The organism is Clostridium psychrophilum, from assembly GCF_018861705.1.
GTDB lineage: Bacteria > Bacillota > Clostridia > Clostridiales > Clostridiaceae > Clostridium_AD > Clostridium_AD psychrophilum.
The window spans coordinates 25,023-42,828 of the sequence record NZ_JAHLEC010000026.1 but is presented as its reverse complement, the minus strand read 5'-3'; the positions used below and the strand labels follow the sequence as shown (position 1 = coordinate 42,828).

Below are 17,806 nucleotides of genomic sequence, written 5' to 3'. Positions count from 1 at the left end.
ATATCTAATATTATTATAATAATTTGTAAAGGTAAAATCTACCTTTTAATTTGTAAGACTAACTTCCACTGTTTTATGTATTGGGGTGGAATTTACTTTTGCAATTGAGGATTAAAATATTAGTTGTAAAAATAATACTTTTTTACCAAATACATAGAATAAATATGTAAAGTAGTATATAATAAAATCATACAGCATAAGTTTTTGTTGGAAAATCTCCTAGCAATAAAAATACTGCACTCACCAAAGTGCAGTATTTTTTATTGCTAAGTGATTAATCCAATAAGATTATAACAACTTTTGTTAAGACTATTAAAACTATAATATTAGGAGATGACTATAATAATTGATAATGAAACATATTCAATGGATCAAGTATGCAAATTGCTTAAAATAGAAAATTTTAATTTAAGATATATAGAAAAAACTGTGGGTTTAAATATTAAACGAAATAATGATAGAGAAAAAATGTATAGTAAAAATGACATTGAAACATTTAAATTTATATTTAAATTGAATGATGAAGGTTTAGATTATAAAGCTACTAAAAAGGTACTAAATATTAATAGGATTAAAATAAATCAAGAAAATAATTTCTATTTATAAAAATACACTTAAAATCAAAGGGGATGTACTAACAATGGAAAAATCAGATGAATTTATAATAGAAGACAAGAAAGAAAATAAAATAGTGTCAAAACAAAATCTTATGAAATTACAATTAGCAGAAAAAATGTTGATAGAGGATTGTTCTATAAAGGACAATATATTTTTAGAGTAGTTAAATAATTAAGGGGCATTATATTTAAATAAACTATTTATTTAGGAGGAGATTTTATTTAATGATTACATTTAAGAAAATGTGGGATGATGTACTGTTACTGTTATCAAATGAAGAATATGTAGGTATAAATATTTCAGAGAAATCTAATTGTGGATTTGTAGTTAACGATAGCGATAATGTAACTTTTATTACAAAAGATGATTTCTCGAGCTTTTGGTGCAAGTTATTGTACTATAAAGAATTATCTTTAGAACAGTTTTTAGGCAATGATAAATTGATACCAAAATATATTTACAATATTATAAAACAATTACCTTATATATCAGAAAGTTCTGCGACAATACAGTTAGTACAGTAATTAAAAGGTTAAATCCTTCTTATAAGACTAAAGTTCTAAGTAGCGTGATATCCTAGCGAAAGTGCTAGGATATTTTTAGTCGTCCTTTATTATTAGAAGAAAATCCTAACATCATATTTACAGTATCCTTTTAATATTTAAATTTGATTCCTAAATAGAACATATTATGGTTTAATAGACAATAATTGAAAAAATAATGTTGAGTTTATTCCACCCAAATCTATTCCAATATATAACTCTTTTGAAAATATAGAATGTTGTTATTAAATGGAAGGTGGAAATTGATAGTTATGAAAAAGGAAATAACATTAAAAATTCTAAAGAATATGCATGAAAAAAATAAGTTATTAGAGCAAGATAAATTAAAATTAAATGAAAAACAATATGGAGAAATAATTGAAACAATGAACAATGATACCTTGATTTTAGGTGTTGAAGTTTTACATGTTGAGGGCAAAATAATAATAGCCAGTAATAACCCAAAGCTAACAGTAAAAGGAATAGATTATTTGAAAAATAATTAATACTAATTGAAATCATCCATTGGGATGTTTTTTTATTTGCATGAAATTTCATTTTGAAGATTATTGTAATTTTAGGGTGTAAGGGAGAGAGTTTACTGGAAATAAGTGAATAAATTTGAAAGAGTAGGGAGATAGCCTACTATTTTGTTAATTAAAATACATTCCTCCAGGTAGAGGATACTTCACATAGAAATAGCGAAGGAAGTGGTATAGGGTTAGCACTAGTTAAATCATTTGTTGAAATGCATGGTGGTAAAATAACTGTGGAGAGCACCTATGGTGAGGGAAGCAATTTTATTATTAAACTTCCAATTATATTAACAGATGAAATTAAAAAAGAGCCTGGATACAGCAATATTAACTCTAATTATGTAGATAAAATGAATATAGAGTTTTCAGATATATATGATGAAAAATAACTGATAAAATCACATGTATTAAAAAACTAAGCGAAAAACTAAAGTTAGTATTTATATCAAGAATTGCATAATAAGAATGAATTGTACTTTAACTTTATAAAAATAGATTTATATAAGATAAGGGAAAACACTAGCTTTTCTTGAATATAATAATAAATATATTATTATAATTGATATTAATTTAACATAAAGTGTCTAATTGTATAACTGGGTTAACAAATGACATTTGTAATTATTTTAAAATACATATAACATAACGAAAATCATCTTGGATATCTAAAATATGTTTCGTAATTCAAAAAATATTCCTGGAAAGGTCAATATAACACTGTAAAAGGAGCTGAATATATAGAATTAATGGATGAAATTGTGGAAACAAGACAACAAGAGAATAAAAATTTCTCAGATGTTATTGACTAGTCTTCAATTCCCTTATCAAGTAATTTAGGTAAAATAGTATTTTTTAAAAGCGATTAATAATATATGGTATAATTAGAGTTGTTATTTATGTAATGCTTTTTTAATAAAAGATACATAATGACGTTGGAGGGAACTATTAACATATGATTAATCTGATAAACATTATTATTGTATTTTTACTTGTATTTATGAATGGCTTTTTTGTAGCAACAGAATTTGCCATGGTAAAAGTACGAAAATCTAGGATAGAAACATTAGTGCTTGATGGAGATAGAAATGCAAAACACACTTTAACAATTGTTAAAAATTTGAACTTATACTTATCTGCATGTCAGTTAGGAATAACTTTAGCATCTTTAGGACTCGGATGGATAGGCGAACCTGCTGTTTCAAATATACTAACTCCTTTGTTTAATTTATTCCATTTTTCAGAAAGTACTGTACACTCAGTTTCAGATATACTGGGATTTGCAATTATATCGGGTACTCAGATTGTGTTTGGAGAGTTAGCTCCTAAATCATTAGCAATTATAAATACGGAAAAGATAGCTGTGCATACATCTCTACCACTTGTACTATTTTATAAAGTAACTTATCCAATAATGTGGACTTTGAATCACAGTACTAATTTAGTCTTGAAAATTTGGGGTATCACAGAGGTAAAAGAACATGAATCAGCTCATACTGATGAAGAGATAAAGCTATTGCTTGAAGAGAGCTATAAGCATGGGTTAATAGATAAAACTGAATTAACACTTGTAGATAATATATTTAATTTTTCTGAGAAAACTGTAAATGAAATAATGATACCTCGTACTGATATGGAATGTATTTTTATTGAGGATTCTTTTGATAGAATTATAAAATTTGCTTTAGAGAAACAGCTAACTAGATATCCAGTATGTAAGGATAGTAAAGATAATGTTATTGGTTTTATACACCTTAAGGATTTATATAAAAAGAAAATTGAGGGTACTAATAAAAATATAGAAGACATTATTCGTAAGATTAACTTTGTTCCAGAGTATGCATCAATAAGCGAATTATTAAGGGAATTTAAAATAGAAAAAGAAAGAGCACAAATGGCTATAATTATTGATGAATATGGAGGCACTTCCGGACTCGTAACCATTGAGGATATTTTAGAAGAGATTGTTGGTGAGATTCAGGATGAGTTTGATAAAGACGATGCTGAAATCATTAAAACTAAGGATAATAATTACATTGTAGATGGAAAAATTATTCTTGATGATACAAATGAATTGCTAAAGATTTCTATGAAATCAGAAAATATTGATACCATTGGAGGATGGATTTATTCACAACTTACTGAATATCCCAAAGTTAATGATAAAGTCACTTATGAAGGTTATGATTTTATCGTATTAGAATGTGATAGCAAGAGAATAAGCAAAGTTCTAATTAAAAATGTTGCTTAACAATAAGATGGAGCTTAATGGCTTTTTTTTTATTTTGTTATCCTAATAAAATAAATTAAATATTACTTGTGAATTTATTAGGCTTAGGTTATTTTGCATCTCAAAACGGAACCCATTACTTTAAGGGTATTAAATTAAAAATATTTATAATCTTAATAATTTGATTCAAATCACATTCTTATAACTTAAATAAATATATAATAAAGCTATAGGAAAACAAAAATATGTGAAAATAAAATATTAGGAGGAAAAAATATGAACACTAAATTTTTCAAAAATATAGAGGTTGCAAAAGCATTAGGACTAAAAGATGAGGTATTATATGTAGAAAATCAAGTTGTGAGTAAAACATTAACACAAACAAATAACGTTAGTATAACATTATTTGCTTTTGATAAGGGAGAAGAAATAAGTACACATTCAGCACCTGGAGATGCTTTAGTATATGTATCAGAAGGTCAAGTTACAATAACAATAGGAGATAATGATCCTGTTAATGTTAATGAAGGTGAAATGATATTAATGCCAGCCAATACACCTCATGGACTCGTGGCTAATGAGAGATTTAAAATGATGTTAGTTGTAGTGAACGGATAGTGGAAAAGGTATAGCAATTTTATTTTGTTATACCTTTTCTGATGTTAGCTCACATTACTAATAAAAAAAACATTCGCTATGTTATAATAAGAAAAATAATATTATATAGAAAGTAGGGAAAAATAGAATATGAAACCTCTTTTGTGTGAAAATATATAATAAGATGCCAATTATAACTTGTTACTTGCCATGTGTGCGGTACTAAGGGGATGTGAGGAGTGGAGAATATGTCAGGGTATATGGAATTTATTTCTAAGGCTTGGAAAGAATTTGTGAAGCAAGGAGATATGAGTAATGAGGTAAGATTAGAAATAGCAGACTCCTGGAAAAGATGCAAGGAATATGGTGTAGATTTTACGGACGGGCGTGGTAATGATGCTTATAAGGTGTCCGTAGAATCTAAAATTAAAGAAAATGCAGAACTTGTTTCATGTGGCTATTCTATGGTAGTGATGTAAAGGGAGTTTATTAGTGATATAAATCGGTTATAATAATAGTGTATAGCAATTATTATTTTGGAATGACAATTGCTATATAAGTATGTGAGGAAATTAATAATCCAAACATATAATTTTATTATAAAGGAGTGGATTTTATTATGAAAGCAGCATTATGGTATGATAAAAAAGATGTTAGAGTTGAAGAAATAGAAGAACCAAAGGTTACTAAAGGATATATTAAAATTAAAGTAAAATGGTGTGGAATATGTGGATCAGATTTACACGAATATTTAGGCGGCCCAATTTTTATACCAGTTGGAACACCTCATCCTTTAAGCGGTAACGTTGCACCAGTTGTTTTAGGACATGAATTTTCAGGTGATGTTGTAGAAATTGGAGAAAACGTAACTAAAATTAAAATCGGAGATAGAGTTACCGTGGAACCGATTGTAGCTTGTGGTGAATGCCCAGCATGCAAAGAAGAAAAATATAATCTATGTTCATCATTAGGATTTCATGGACTTTGTGGAAGTGGCGGTGGACTTGCTGAATATACTGTATTCCCAGAAAAATATGTACACAAAATACCTGATAATATGTCCTATGAACAAGCGGCATTGATAGAGCCAATAGCAGTTGCTCTTCATTCTATTAGAATGGCTAATTTCAAGACAGGCGATACTGCAATTGTACTTGGTTCAGGTCCAATAGGTCTTGCAACAATTGAATGCCTAAAAGCTGCAGGAGCTAGACTTATAATAGTATTACAAAGAAAATCAATAAGACAAGAATATGCAAAAAGAGCAGGTGCAAATTTTGTGTTTGATCCAAATGAAGTTGATATAGCTAAAGAAGTTAAAAAACTTACAGATGGAGTAGGCGTAGATGTAGCTTTTGAAACTACTGGAGCCAAAATAGGTTTTGATACAGGGATTGATAGTATAAAATATGAAGGAACTATGGTTATAACAAGTATTTGGGAAGGTGATGTAAGCTTTAATCCAAATGTTTTAGTATTCTCTGAAAAGAAAATAATAGGCTCAATAGCATATAGGCATGAATTCCCATCAACCATAGCATTAATGAGTGATGGAAGAATTAAGGCTGAAGGATATATAACTAAAAAAATAGTTCTTGATGATATAGTAAAGGAAGGCTTCGAAACTTTAACTGGACCAGAAAAGAAGAAACAGGTAAAAATACTTGTAACGCCAGACAAGTCGCTTTTATCTGAGAGTTAACTAGAATAAAAAATGACTTTTGATTCTTGATGAAATTTAAGTTATTCAGAGTAAAACATATATATATAATTAAAAGTAAACACAGGATTGACGAGAATATCGTTATTCCTGTGTTTTGCTTTATTTTCTTAATTCTGGTACAACAGTAGATGGATTTTCTCCTAATTTTGCTCTTTTTTCTACAACCCACCTATTCTGAACATTCCAATTATTCCAAGGGTAGAATGGTGAACATTTACTCCGAAAAGATTTTTATCATCATCAGCTTTCCAATTACCATCTTTAATATACTTATCTAATTCACAAATCCTTCTTGCCGTAGATAATATCAATCCAAATATAAGATCCGTCACAGTATTATCTAATACATTAGGAGTGTTTGAAGAAATTAGTAGTTCAGAACTTGGTGAAATGCTACGATAATAAAGCATATTAAAGTTATAATATTTCTTATAATAAGGCTAAAGTGATTATAAATTTAGCTATTAAATAATATATAAATATAAAACTAATAATATATGTACAGAAATTCACACAATAATATATTTTCATTAAGAAAGGAAGGTTTTTATGGAAAAAGCAAAAGAATGTATAAAAGATATCAACTTAACAATTTTGTTGCAAAAATGAGAGTAGACAAAATAAGCAATAAATCTGGAATCTCGAAGTGGGTAACTATAGTAATAGAAAATATCTCACAAGATGGCATTCAATTTATTACTGATATTGAAGAACCAATTGATGAGGATATAATGTTAGAGTTTAATATAGTTATTGATGATATAAACATTTATGCTAAAGGTTATGCGTTATTGACGTCAGAAGTTAAAGCTGGTAAATATAGATATGGAGTAAAATTAGATATTCATGACTACGAAAAAGAAAAGATAGTCCAAATTTTAGATAAAGTAATGGATTTTTCTTTAGAAAAGGGAATATTAACACAAGAATGTTTTAAACTAAAGTTTAATTATGCAAAGCCTGAAAATCACGACTTTGAGCGGAGGGTATAAAAAAAGTAAAAGCGAAGATAAAAATAAGGAACAACAGAGGAGGTAATTTGCTTGGTTGATTTAGCACTTTTAGGATGTGGAGGAGGGATGCCAATTCCAGAAAGATATCTATCTTCACTTCTCATAAGTTATAAAGGAAGAAAGATATTACTTGATTGTGGGGAAGGAACACAGGTATCCATGAAAATGCTTGGTTGGGGTTTTAAATCGATAGACGTGATTTGTATAACGCATGGAGATGCTGATCATATATTGGGACTTCCAGGGATTCTTTTAACAATTGGGAATAGTGGTAGAATAGATCCTATTACTATAATTGGACCTATTGGAATTACAGATATTGTGAAAGGGCTGATGGTTGTAGCACCTTACCTTCCTTATGAAATTAATATTTTAGAAAATCCAGAGGGAAGCGTGAAAATAAAAGCTCCAACAAATCGTGAAAATCCTTTGTTAGGAGAATTTAATGATTTGATAATTTCTACATTAGAACTTGAGCATTCAACTAATTGTTTGGGATATAGTTTCTATTTTAATAGAAAACCAAAATTTGACGTAGGGAGTGCAACTAAAAATGATATACCAAAGAAATTTTGGAGTAGACTTCAGAAAAATGAGATTATAAATGAAAATGGTAAAACATATTTGCCAAGTATGGTACTTGGGAAAAAAAGAATAGGGATAAAGATTAGTTTTATAACGGATACTAGACCAATTTCTAAAATAACAACATTTATTAAAGAAAGTGACCTATTTATTTGTGAGGGTACTTATGGGAATGAAGATGATATTGAGAAAGCTATAAGAAACAAACATATGACTTTTAGTGAGGCAGCAGAGCTTGCTTTAAAAGGAAAGGTACAAGAACTTTTATTAACACATTTTAGTCCTTCAATGCTTAACCCTGAGGAATATAAGGACAGAGCAGAGAGTATATTTAAAGAGACTATTATTGGAACCGATAGGTTTGTAAAAACAATATCTTTTAAAGATTAGATAAGAATGATTAGAGGGTGGGGTTTGCGGAAAAACCAAATATACACTCTATTTAATAATGAAAAGGAGCAACTTTTTTATGAATATTAATGCAAATGTAAGCTCAATGGTTAATGATTTTTCAAAAATAGAAGAAGTAGATGGCATCTTATTAAGTGGATCACATGCAACAAAAACTAATGATAAAGACTCAGATTATGATATATACATTTATACTTTTAAGGAGATATCACTAGAAAAGAGAAAGGTAATTACTGATAAATATTGTAGTTACATGGAACTAAATAATACCTTTTGGGAGACAGAAGATGATGGATTTCTAAAAGAAGGTAATATTCCTGTGGAAATTATATATAGAGACTTAGATTGGATTGACGGTTTGTTAAATAGAACCTTAGTAAAATGTGAAGCAGATACAGGATATACTACTTGTTTTTGGGCTAATTTCATAAATTCAATTATACTTTATGATAAGAATGGTAATTTAAATAAATTGCAAAAAAAATATATGATAAGCTACCCTAATCAATTAAAGAAAAACATAATAAAAAAGAATTATCCATTATTAAAGCAGATGATGCCTTCATATTATTATCAAATAGAGAAGGCTTTAAAAAGAAATGATTATATTAGCGTAAACCATAGAGTAGCAGCATTGCTAGCAAGTTATTTTGATATTATATTTGCTGTAAATGAAATGGTACATCCAGGTGAGAAAAAAATTCTTAAAATCATAAAAGATAATAATTTAAAAGTACCAACAGATATGGATAAAAACATTAACAATATTCTAAAATATGCAGCATCAAGTGATACAGCAATATTATTAGAAATAGATTTATTGATTGGTAAATTAGATATGCTACTAGAGAATCAAGGGATAGAATAATTATATTACTATTTGCTAAAACTAATGGTGAAAACAACAGTAGACTACACACTTATAATATACAAGCCGTTTGGAAAATCTAATCTTGTTTAATGGCTTAAACAGGAAAATTAATTAAAGGAGGAGAAAAATAACATGGAAAGAGGAAATTCCAAATTCAGTTACTTTATATCTTCATTTATAGGTGTATTAGTAGGCGTTGGATTAGTTTTGGCAATTATTCGATATGGTCCATTTGTAAAAGGTACTGTAAAGGATAAAAATATAAATTCTCAAACCTTGGTAATACAACAACCTAGTAGTAAAAAAACAGGGACTTCAACTATAAGTATAGTTGCTAAAAATTTAATGCCAGCGGTAGTAGGTGTAACGTCTACAATCAATCCAACTGCAACCTCAAAAGGTGAATCAGGGATTGGTTCTGGAATAATAGTAGATAAAAAAGGTTATATACTTACTAATAATCATGTAGCAAGTAAACAAGCAAATGATATTACAGTTTCTTTATTTGATGGAAGAGATTTAAAAGGAAAGGTTGTATGGGCAGATGAAGGCTTAGACCTAGCAGTTCTAAAAATTACTGGAGACAACTTGACGGTTGCACCACTTGGTAATTCTAAAATACTTACTGTTGGTGATACAGCAATTGCTATAGGAAACCCACTGGGACTTACATTTCAAAGAACAGTTACATCTGGAATTATAAGCGCAATCAATAGAACTATTGGTGACGCGAGCGGATTTTTTATGGAGGATTTAATTCAGACTGATGCTTCAATTAATCCTGGTAATAGTGGTGGACCATTAATTAATATTAATAGTGAAGTTATTGGAATTAATACTGTAAAAGTGACAAGTGCTGAAGGCATGGGTTTTGCCATTCCTATAAATATAGTAAAACCCATATTAAAAAGTATAGAGGAAAAAGGAAATTTTGTAACCCCTATAATAGGAATTCAAGGAATAGATAAACAAATGGCAGGTTTCGTTTCTGATATTAAAGTAAAAAATGGGATATACGTTTATGAAGTTAAAAGTGGGAGCCCTGCTGATGTTAAAGGAATAGAAAAAGGTGATATAATTTTATCTGTTAATGGGAGCTTGGTAAATACTATGATAGAATTCAGGTCAACTCTTTATAGTGTTGGGGTTGGAAATTCAGTAACCCTAAAAGTTAAAGGCAGTGATAAAAAGGAAAGCAATATAAATATAAAACTTGTAGGTTTAGCAGATTAATTTGTTTATTGCTTGATATTGAAGGATTGAGAATTGTTATAATTTTTATTTTGTTAATGGTTTGTCGTATATTAAACATATTTGTAGATATAATAATAACGGATAGGTTATTAACTCAAATAAAAGGAGATATAAAATTATGAATAACAAACCAGACGACAGAAAAGACAATGTAGATAAAATTCAAAACAATATTACGAATACTATCGAAAATTATAATCTTGCTGAAGAAACTATTGAAAAAACAGATGATGAAAAAGGTAAAAGAATATTAGAACAGAAGAATGAGAGAAGACAAGATTCTATTAACGGTATGAGATCAGAAGTTAAAGATGAGGCATTGGATAAAAAAAATGGGTACAGATAAAGTAACGATAAATTATAAGGTCATATTCAAATAAGTACATGGTGTGGCTGAATGGTATGATTAATTTTAGCAATAAATATATTAAAAATAAGCAACATAATTAGTGATGTAATATGTTACAGGTATTATTCAAAAAAATAGTGAAAGGAATTTTCGAGTAGAGAAATTCTTTCACTATTTTGTTTAAATTTATTCTAATTTATATTACTTTCTTAACATCAGTGTTTCAGTATATTTTGATTCGAAAATTGAAGCAGCTTATGCTTCAAAGATTGAAGCAACTTATGCTTCAAAGATTGAAGCAGCTTCATCTTTGATCGCATCTTCTTTTGGTTTTACTAGAATGCTGGAAATTACAAATGCTATTAAAGTAGGTAAAATCCATGAGAATCCTGCGCTAGCGAGAGGTATAAATTTAATAAAACCAATGCTATTTGCATAGATACCATTTATGGTATCTAAAATACTTATTAATAGTGTTGTGTATATAGTTATAGCAACAACCATATTACTTTTAACTTTATCGCCAAGCAATGTAATGATTATTAGAACAATTACAATTGGATATAAAATTTGTAAAACAGGACCTGCTAGTGTAACTATGCTATCAACGTTGTTTGTAGCTAGTAATCCACTTACTACAGCAAGAATAATAGCAGTGGGTTTGTAAGGTAATATATTCTTTGAAAGTTTAGAAAAGAATTGAGCACCACTTGCAAGTAATCCTATAGCAGTTGTTAAGCATGCAAGAGAGACACATAAACTAAGAATAACTGAACCGATACTGCCTAGGTCTAACTTAACAAGTTGCGTAACTAGACTAGTTCTAGCTATATTTGGTGGGAATAAAGTACTAGTTTGTGTTCCTATATACATAAGTCCACCATATACAAAGGTTAAACCTGTTACAGCGACTAATGCTGATTTTATAGTCATTTTCATTATATCAGTTGCATTTTTATAACCTTTGGCTTTAACGGATGAAATAATTATCCCTGCAAATACAACAGAAGCCATAACGTCCATTGTTTGATATCCTTCTATTAAAGCTTTTGAAAATCCATTTTTGTAAGATGTATTTACAATAGGTCCAATAGGATCTATTATTCCTTTAAATATAATTATAGCGAGCATTAATAAAAGTGCAGGTGTAAGTATCTTACCTACGTTATCAATTATTGAAGAAGGTTTAAGAACAAATGCAAGTGCTATTGCAAAATATAATATAACTACTACGTTTTGTGGCACGGATGCAAATAAAGGATGCACTCCAAGTTCAAAAGTTGTTGCAGCGGTTCTTGGAATTGCAAATAACGGTCCTATAACAAGAATTAGAGCTACGCTTGTTATTATAGAAAATTTTCTACCTACTCTATTGGCCATTTTGTTATAAGTGCCATTAATTTTAGCACAGGCAATAATGCCAGTTAGTGGAAGGCCGACTCCTGTAATTAGAAAGCCTATAATAGATGCAAAAAATGCATTGCCTGCAGCTTTCCCGAGAAATGGTGGAAAGATTAGGTTCCCTGCACCGAAAAACATTGCAAATAGTGCAAAACCTATAACCAAAGAATGTTTTGTTGAATTTTTCATTATGTATACCTCCAGATGAATTAAATTATGTAGGGTAAAAGCATTAAATTAGTTTTACTAATAAAATGCCAATAAATATTATGTATAAAGAATATTTGAATTGTATTCTTTAGAATTTATATATTTATGTGGAAAATATGTTTTTCATTAAAGGGTGAGGGAAAAGGATAAGTTATTAATTTAAAAAAAGGTGCATTAAGCAACCTTTAAATACTCAAGAATGATAATACTCTTTTAAAATCGTATGTAAAAATATGCTTAAAGAATTATAACATGGTTGGAATACAATTGCAATAACATAAGGGACATGATATAATTTTCTAATTCAAGAGTAATGGCTATAAATTTAATCCAAAAATAATGTTTATGAAGGGAAAATTATAATGAAACTTGAAATTAGAAAGGCAAGCATAAAAGACTTAGATGCACTAACAAAAGTGGAAGCAAGCTGTTTCCCAGTTGCAGAAGCAGCTACAAGGGTATCTTTAGAGCAACGGATTAAGACGTTTTCTGAAAGCTTTTTTGTTGCAGAAATAGATGGAACAATAATTGGTTTTGTTAATGGATGTGTTATCAATGGAACTGTTATCTATGATAAACTTTACGAAGATTCTACACTACATATCCCAGAGGGTAAATACCAGACTATTTTTGGACTTGATGTGATATCAGAGTATCGTAATCAGGGAATTGCAGCAAAATTAATGAATTATATGATAGACGTATCAAAAGTAGCTGGCCGAAAGGGTGTTATTTTAACGTGCAAAGCAAAACTTATTCATTATTATACAAAGTTTGGATACGTAAATATGGGTATTTCTGAATCAGTACATGGTGGAGCGAAGTGGTATGATATGGTTTTAGATATATAAAAAAGCAAAAGAAGAGTTATTTTACTCAATAAATGAATACTATTAATATGGAATGATAATTAATAGGTCCACAAATTAATCGTGCTTAGTTAAATTATTAAGGGGGAGAAAACATGCCACAAAATAGTTATAATTTAAAACGTAGGGCAAAGCAGCAGCTTCAGGGTAATTGGCTTCAAGCTGGAATCGCGTGTTTTATTGTTTGGTTAGTTACAATGACATTCACAGGAGGAAATGTAGTACATTCTTTTCAAAACATTTGGCAAAATGGAGAACTAGTTAGAGTTCCAACTACAAACTCATCCAATGGCTTAGGTAGTTTATTAAGTTTTGTTTTGTCGGGCCCAATAACACTTGGAGTATCTTCTTATTTTCTTAAGTTGGTAAGAAATGAAGGACCAATCATTGAAAATATATTTGGTGGTTTTAAATTTTTCATTAAATCATTCGTTCTAAATTTACTTATTAAACTTTTCACGATTTTGTGGACGTTGCTTCTTATTATCCCAGGAATTATTGCTTCTTTGCGATATTCTATGGCATATTACATTATGATTGATAATCCTGAGTTAAGTGCTTTTGAAGCATTAGATAGAAGTAAACTTATGATGGTTGGCTTCAAATTTGGACTGTTTAAGTTATGGTGTAGCTATATAGGATGGTTTATATTAGGGGTAATAACTATAGGAATAGCATTTCTTTGGATTAATCCTTATTATGAGACGGCTAAGACTAACTTTTATCAAGATTTAAAATTTAATTTAGAAAATGGTAATTACTGAAGCTTTCATCGACAAGATTATATGGATGTGTTAAAATTTATTTATTAATTCATCGGAGGGTATATATATTTAACTATATGCTGGATAAGATGGTTGGGTAAAATCAACTGTTTTACCCAGCATTTTTTGATCTTAGGAGGTATATATATTATGGAACAATCTAATACGTTAACAGAGGGAAGAGTTATTCCCACATTATTGAAATTTGCGTTACCATTTTTATTAGCCAGTTTGCTACAAGCACTTTATGGTGCGGCAGATTTGTTAGTTGTTGGCCAATTTTCTAATTCAGCACAAGTTTCTGCAGTGGCAACAGGAAGTCAAATTATGCAGACAATTACAGGCATTATTCTTGGCTTAAGCACAGGGGGAACCATTTTAATTGGACACTATCTAGGTGCTAAAAAACATAAAGATATCGCAGAGTCAATCGGAACTATTATTTGCATATTTGGCATAATGGCCGCCATTTTGACTGTGATTATGGTGCTAATGACAGGTACTATTACAAATTTAATGAACACACCAACAGAGGCAATTAAATATACAAAACAATATATTTTTGTATGTTCTTGTGGTATTCCATTTATTATTGGGTACAATGCATTAAGTGGTATTCTAAGGGGTTTAGGTAATTCAAAAGCACCGTTACTTTTTATTGCAGTTGCTTGCATAATAAATATTATCGTAGATTTAATATTAGTGTGTCTTTTTCATATGGGAGCAATGGGAGCTGCAATTGCTACTGTATCCTCTCAAGCTATAAGTTTCATACTTGGAATTTTTTTTATGAAAAACAAGGGTTTCACTTTTGAGTTTAATCGTAATTATATTAGAATTGAAACAGAAAAAGCTAAAAAAATATTTAAATTAGGATTGCCAATTGCATTACAGGATGGTTTAATTAATATTTCTTTTATAATAATTACAGCAATTATTAATAAAATGGGACTTACTGCTTCTGCATCTGTAGGTGTTGTAGAAAAGATAATTGTTTTTGCAATGCTTCCAACAATTGCATTTGCTTCATCGATTGCTGCAATGACAGCTCAAAATATGGGCGCAAAAAAGCCAAAAAGAGCAAAACAGTGTTTATACATAGGAATTGCATGTTCTTTGGTAATTGGCATAATCTTTTACATATATGTACAATTGAATCCAACATCACTTACAGCATTGTTTTCAAAGGATATAGAGGTCATAGAAACAGCCGCATTATATTTAAAATCATATAGCATTGATTGTATTTTAGTATGCTTCGTATTTTGCATGAACTCGTATTTTAGTGGCTGTGGCAATTCTTTGTTTCCAATGATCCACAGTTTATTAGCTACATTTATCATTCGTATTCCTTTGTCATATGCTTTAAGCAAAATTGCAGGCATTACGTTATATGCAATTGGGTTTGCGTCTCCGCTTTCAACATTTGCATCACTTGTAATGTGTATAATTTATATGAGATCTAACAGATGGAATAATAATATTAGTTTTTGAACAATAATGGGCATAGTTAATTTTAGCTTTGTATTATACTCTACATAAAAAATAAAGGAATAATATTTATATCTTTGTAGCATAGTATATGTAGTATTTCAAACGTATTATATTATAATTTGTGGAGGTATAAGCATGGCAGAAAAAAGAAAAATCTATGAAATAACAATTAGCGAAGATGGTCTAGAAAATTACAAAAAATATAATATTAGTGCAAATGATATGGCTGAGGATTTAGGAATTGATAGTGTGATGACTGATTTTCAATGGGATGAGGATTTAAAAAAAGGCCTAATTCTTACTGGAAGAATTTTAGACGATATATCGGTACAAGACGCTTTATCAGAAATGACAAATGCTGAATATATTGATGCTGTACATGAAAGCTAAGCAATGTATATTTTATAAATGACTTAAACACAAATAATAACATACAATTAAGGCTACTTTAATTAGTAGTCTTAATTGAATTGGTAATTAAATTATTTCCTTCTGAAATGTCGTTAAATTTAAGACTGTTTTGCAGATTTTATATCTATATGTTTATATCAATTCAAGTATTTTAAATCCCATAGGAGCTATGATTAACTCGTTATTTAAGTCTACTTTCTTTGAAGTTAAGATGTCTATAGAGGCGTTACCTAAAGCTATTTGAGCATTATGTTGTTTATCACTATTATTAATGGCAATAACTAGAGTTTTACTTTGATAATTTCTTTCAAAAATCAATACATCATCTTTGCAATAAACAGTTTTGTAATCTCCATAGATTAGAACTTTATTATTTTTTCTAAGAGAAATCATAGTTTTGTAGTGGTTTAATAATTCTAAATTCTGATTTTTAGTATCCCAAATCATACATTTTCTACATTGAGGATCATCAGAACCATCAAGACCTATCTCATCTCCATAATAAATATATGGCACGCCCAGGTAGCAAAATTGGAAGGTTATTGCAAGTTTCATTCTATCTATATTACGGTTGCATTCAGTTAAAAATCTCTTAGTATCATGGCTATCAATTAGATTCCAAAGTTGCCTTGTAATGCTGTTCATGTAAAGAGTTCTATTAAAGGATAGTACGTCACTAAACTGACCAGCGGAAATGCTCCTATTTGCGAAAAAATCTACTAGAGCAAATTTAAAAGGATAGTTCATGGTGCTGTCCATTTGATCGCCTTTTAAGAAGGCTGTTGCTTCATGCATTATCTCTCCAACAATAACGGCATCCTTATTGGCTGCCTTAACTACTTTATTAAAAGCTCTCCAAAAATCATGATCGACTTCATCGCAAACATCAAGTCTCCAACCATCGATTCCTATTTCTTTTATCCAATACTTTCCGACACCTAATAAATATTCTCGTACTTCTTTATTATGAGTATTTAATTTGGGCATTTCATTTTCGTCATTTCCAAAAGTATAGTAGTTTACATTATTAGTGCTAACGGGGTAGCTATCAATAAAATACCAATCCTTATATTTTGATTTCTCTTGCTTTTGTAGTAAATCTTTAAAAGCAAAGAAATCACTTCCTGAGTGATTAAATACAGCATCAAAAATAATCTTTATCCCTCTTTCGTGACATTTTTTTATTAATTCTTTTGCCACGTCTAAAGTTCCAAATTGAGGGTCTATGTCATAATAATCCGTTGTATTATATTTGTGGTTGGAAGAGGATTTAAATATTGGAGTTAAGTAGATCAAATTAATACCTAATTCATCTAAATAGTCTAATTTGTCAATAATTCCCTTGAAATCTCCTCCAAACATGGATTTTTTATTTACAGGGCTACCCCAAGAGTCTATATTTTCTGGGTCAATATTTTTATCCCCATTACAAAATCTATCCGGAAAAATTTGATATACAACTGATTCTTGTAACCACTTTTCTTCCTCATACAAATCACCTTGTGCTAAATAGGCAAATTGAAAAGCTGTGGAATCGTCTAAAGCTAAAAGTACATCCCTAAAGCCTCTCTCATCAAAATATGTTTTATCATTACATGAATCAATAAGCTCAAAGTAATACTTATATCTATTTCTTTTTATGGATACAGTGGTCTCAAAATAATCAAATAAACCAGATTGAGCTGTAATCTTCATTGATTTAATAGAAAATGGCTGTTTATTATTATATTTATCTTTATAATATAAATAACATTTATTAATATCATCTTTTGCAGTTCTTAAACGTATAACTAGTGTGTTTAAATCTTTACCGTAAGCATAGGGCGTTTCAGTAATATGATATATTGCATGTTTATTCATTTTTAGGTACCTCACTTTTATCTTTAAATTGAGTTCATATAGCGCGAGATATATAGTATATCTAAATAGTT

The 17,806-nt window shown here is 29.3% G+C and carries 21 protein-coding genes; 18 read left to right on the top strand and 3 right to left on the bottom strand.

Going from position 1 to position 17,806, the window contains the following annotated elements:
* The first annotated feature begins 333 nt into the window (after positions 1–333).
* From KPL38_RS07990 to KPL38_RS07950, 9 genes are all read left to right on the top strand, one after another.
* On the top strand, positions 334–606 hold the full coding sequence (locus KPL38_RS07990) for a MerR family transcriptional regulator (protein ID WP_216288621.1): 273 nt from the start codon (positions 334–336) through the stop codon (positions 604–606).
* A 34-nt stretch (positions 607–640) separates the two neighbouring features.
* The gene (locus KPL38_RS07985; protein WP_216288620.1) at positions 641–781 is read left to right on the top strand and encodes a hypothetical protein; all 141 of its coding nucleotides are present in this window, start codon (positions 641–643) and stop codon (positions 779–781) included.
* A 61-nt stretch (positions 782–842) separates the two neighbouring features.
* Positions 843–1,142, top strand: coding sequence for a hypothetical protein (locus KPL38_RS07980; protein WP_216288619.1), 300 nt, complete (start codon positions 843–845; stop codon positions 1,140–1,142).
* A 290-nt stretch (positions 1,143–1,432) separates the two neighbouring features.
* Complete coding sequence (locus KPL38_RS07975) at positions 1,433–1,666, top strand: YjcQ family protein (protein WP_216288618.1); 234 nt, start codon at positions 1,433–1,435, stop codon at positions 1,664–1,666.
* 263 nt (positions 1,667–1,929) lie between these two features.
* Positions 1,930–2,085 (top strand): hypothetical protein, encoded by a 156-nt coding sequence (locus tag KPL38_RS20315; RefSeq protein ID WP_246577873.1) that lies wholly within the window; start codon positions 1,930–1,932, stop codon positions 2,083–2,085.
* A 563-nt stretch (positions 2,086–2,648) separates the two neighbouring features.
* Positions 2,649–3,944: a hemolysin family protein gene (locus tag KPL38_RS07965; protein ID WP_216288617.1), complete on the top strand. Its 1,296-nt coding sequence runs from the start codon at positions 2,649–2,651 to the stop codon at positions 3,942–3,944.
* 255 nt (positions 3,945–4,199) lie between these two features.
* Positions 4,200–4,541 (top strand): cupin domain-containing protein, encoded by a 342-nt coding sequence (locus KPL38_RS07960; protein WP_216288616.1) that lies wholly within the window; start codon positions 4,200–4,202, stop codon positions 4,539–4,541.
* A 227-nt stretch (positions 4,542–4,768) separates the two neighbouring features.
* Positions 4,769–4,999, top strand: a complete 231-nt coding sequence (locus KPL38_RS07955) for a hypothetical protein (RefSeq protein ID WP_216288615.1) — start codon at positions 4,769–4,771, stop codon at positions 4,997–4,999.
* Between the two features lie 140 nt (positions 5,000–5,139).
* On the top strand, positions 5,140–6,222 hold the full coding sequence (locus KPL38_RS07950) for a 2,3-butanediol dehydrogenase (RefSeq protein WP_216288614.1): 1,083 nt from the start codon (positions 5,140–5,142) through the stop codon (positions 6,220–6,222).
* A gap of 179 nt (positions 6,223–6,401) precedes the next feature.
* On the opposite strand, the gene KPL38_RS07945 is transcribed toward KPL38_RS07950, so the two are convergent.
* On the bottom strand, positions 6,402–6,653 hold the full coding sequence (locus KPL38_RS07945) for an NAD(P)-dependent oxidoreductase (RefSeq protein ID WP_216288613.1): 252 nt from the start codon (positions 6,651–6,653) through the stop codon (positions 6,402–6,404).
* An 87-nt stretch (positions 6,654–6,740) separates the two neighbouring features.
* On the opposite strand from KPL38_RS07945, the gene KPL38_RS07940 reads away from it, so the two are divergent.
* The 5 genes from KPL38_RS07940 (at position 6,741) to tlp (ending at position 10,723) form a co-directional block, all read left to right on the top strand.
* A complete protein-coding gene (locus tag KPL38_RS07940; protein WP_216288612.1) occupies positions 6,741–7,235 on the top strand; it encodes a PilZ domain-containing protein in 495 nt (164 codons plus the stop codon).
* 51 nt (positions 7,236–7,286) lie between these two features.
* On the top strand, positions 7,287–8,231 hold the full coding sequence (locus KPL38_RS07935) for a ribonuclease Z (protein WP_216288611.1): 945 nt from the start codon (positions 7,287–7,289) through the stop codon (positions 8,229–8,231).
* Positions 8,232–8,310: 79 nt separating this feature from the next.
* Positions 8,311–9,120 carry a DUF4037 domain-containing protein gene (locus KPL38_RS07930; RefSeq protein WP_216288610.1) on the top strand — a complete coding sequence of 270 codons (810 nt, stop codon included), beginning with the start codon at positions 8,311–8,313 and terminating at the stop codon, positions 9,118–9,120.
* A gap of 135 nt (positions 9,121–9,255) precedes the next feature.
* Positions 9,256–10,356 (top strand): S1C family serine protease, encoded by a 1,101-nt coding sequence (locus tag KPL38_RS07925; protein ID WP_246577872.1) that lies wholly within the window; start codon positions 9,256–9,258, stop codon positions 10,354–10,356.
* Positions 10,357–10,495: 139 nt separating this feature from the next.
* On the top strand, positions 10,496–10,723 hold the full coding sequence (gene tlp, locus KPL38_RS07920) for a small acid-soluble spore protein Tlp (RefSeq protein WP_216288609.1): 228 nt from the start codon (positions 10,496–10,498) through the stop codon (positions 10,721–10,723).
* A gap of 282 nt (positions 10,724–11,005) precedes the next feature.
* Here tlp and brnQ read toward each other — a convergent pair whose 3' ends face one another.
* A complete protein-coding gene (brnQ, locus tag KPL38_RS07915; RefSeq protein WP_376769027.1) occupies positions 11,006–12,319 on the bottom strand; it encodes a branched-chain amino acid transport system II carrier protein in 1,314 nt (437 codons plus the stop codon).
* A 380-nt stretch (positions 12,320–12,699) separates the two neighbouring features.
* On the opposite strand from brnQ, the gene KPL38_RS07910 reads away from it, so the two are divergent.
* The 4 genes from KPL38_RS07910 (at position 12,700) to KPL38_RS07895 (ending at position 15,854) form a co-directional block, all read left to right on the top strand.
* Entirely contained in the window at positions 12,700–13,188 is a 489-nt protein-coding gene (locus KPL38_RS07910) for a GNAT family N-acetyltransferase (protein ID WP_216288607.1), read from the top strand.
* 113 nt (positions 13,189–13,301) lie between these two features.
* A complete protein-coding gene (locus KPL38_RS07905) occupies positions 13,302–13,970 on the top strand; it encodes a DUF975 family protein (RefSeq protein WP_216288606.1) in 669 nt (222 codons plus the stop codon).
* Between the two features lie 150 nt (positions 13,971–14,120).
* The gene (locus tag KPL38_RS07900; protein ID WP_216288605.1) at positions 14,121–15,464 is read left to right on the top strand and encodes an MATE family efflux transporter; all 1,344 of its coding nucleotides are present in this window, start codon (positions 14,121–14,123) and stop codon (positions 15,462–15,464) included.
* Between the two features lie 135 nt (positions 15,465–15,599).
* Entirely contained in the window at positions 15,600–15,854 is a 255-nt protein-coding gene (locus KPL38_RS07895; RefSeq protein WP_216288604.1) for a hypothetical protein, read from the top strand.
* A gap of 153 nt (positions 15,855–16,007) precedes the next feature.
* Here the strand turns inward: KPL38_RS07895 and KPL38_RS07890 are convergent, their stop codons facing one another.
* Positions 16,008–17,735, bottom strand: a complete 1,728-nt coding sequence (locus tag KPL38_RS07890) for a glycoside hydrolase family 13 protein (protein WP_216288603.1) — start codon at positions 17,733–17,735, stop codon at positions 16,008–16,010.
* Positions 17,736–17,806: the final 71 nt, after the last annotated feature.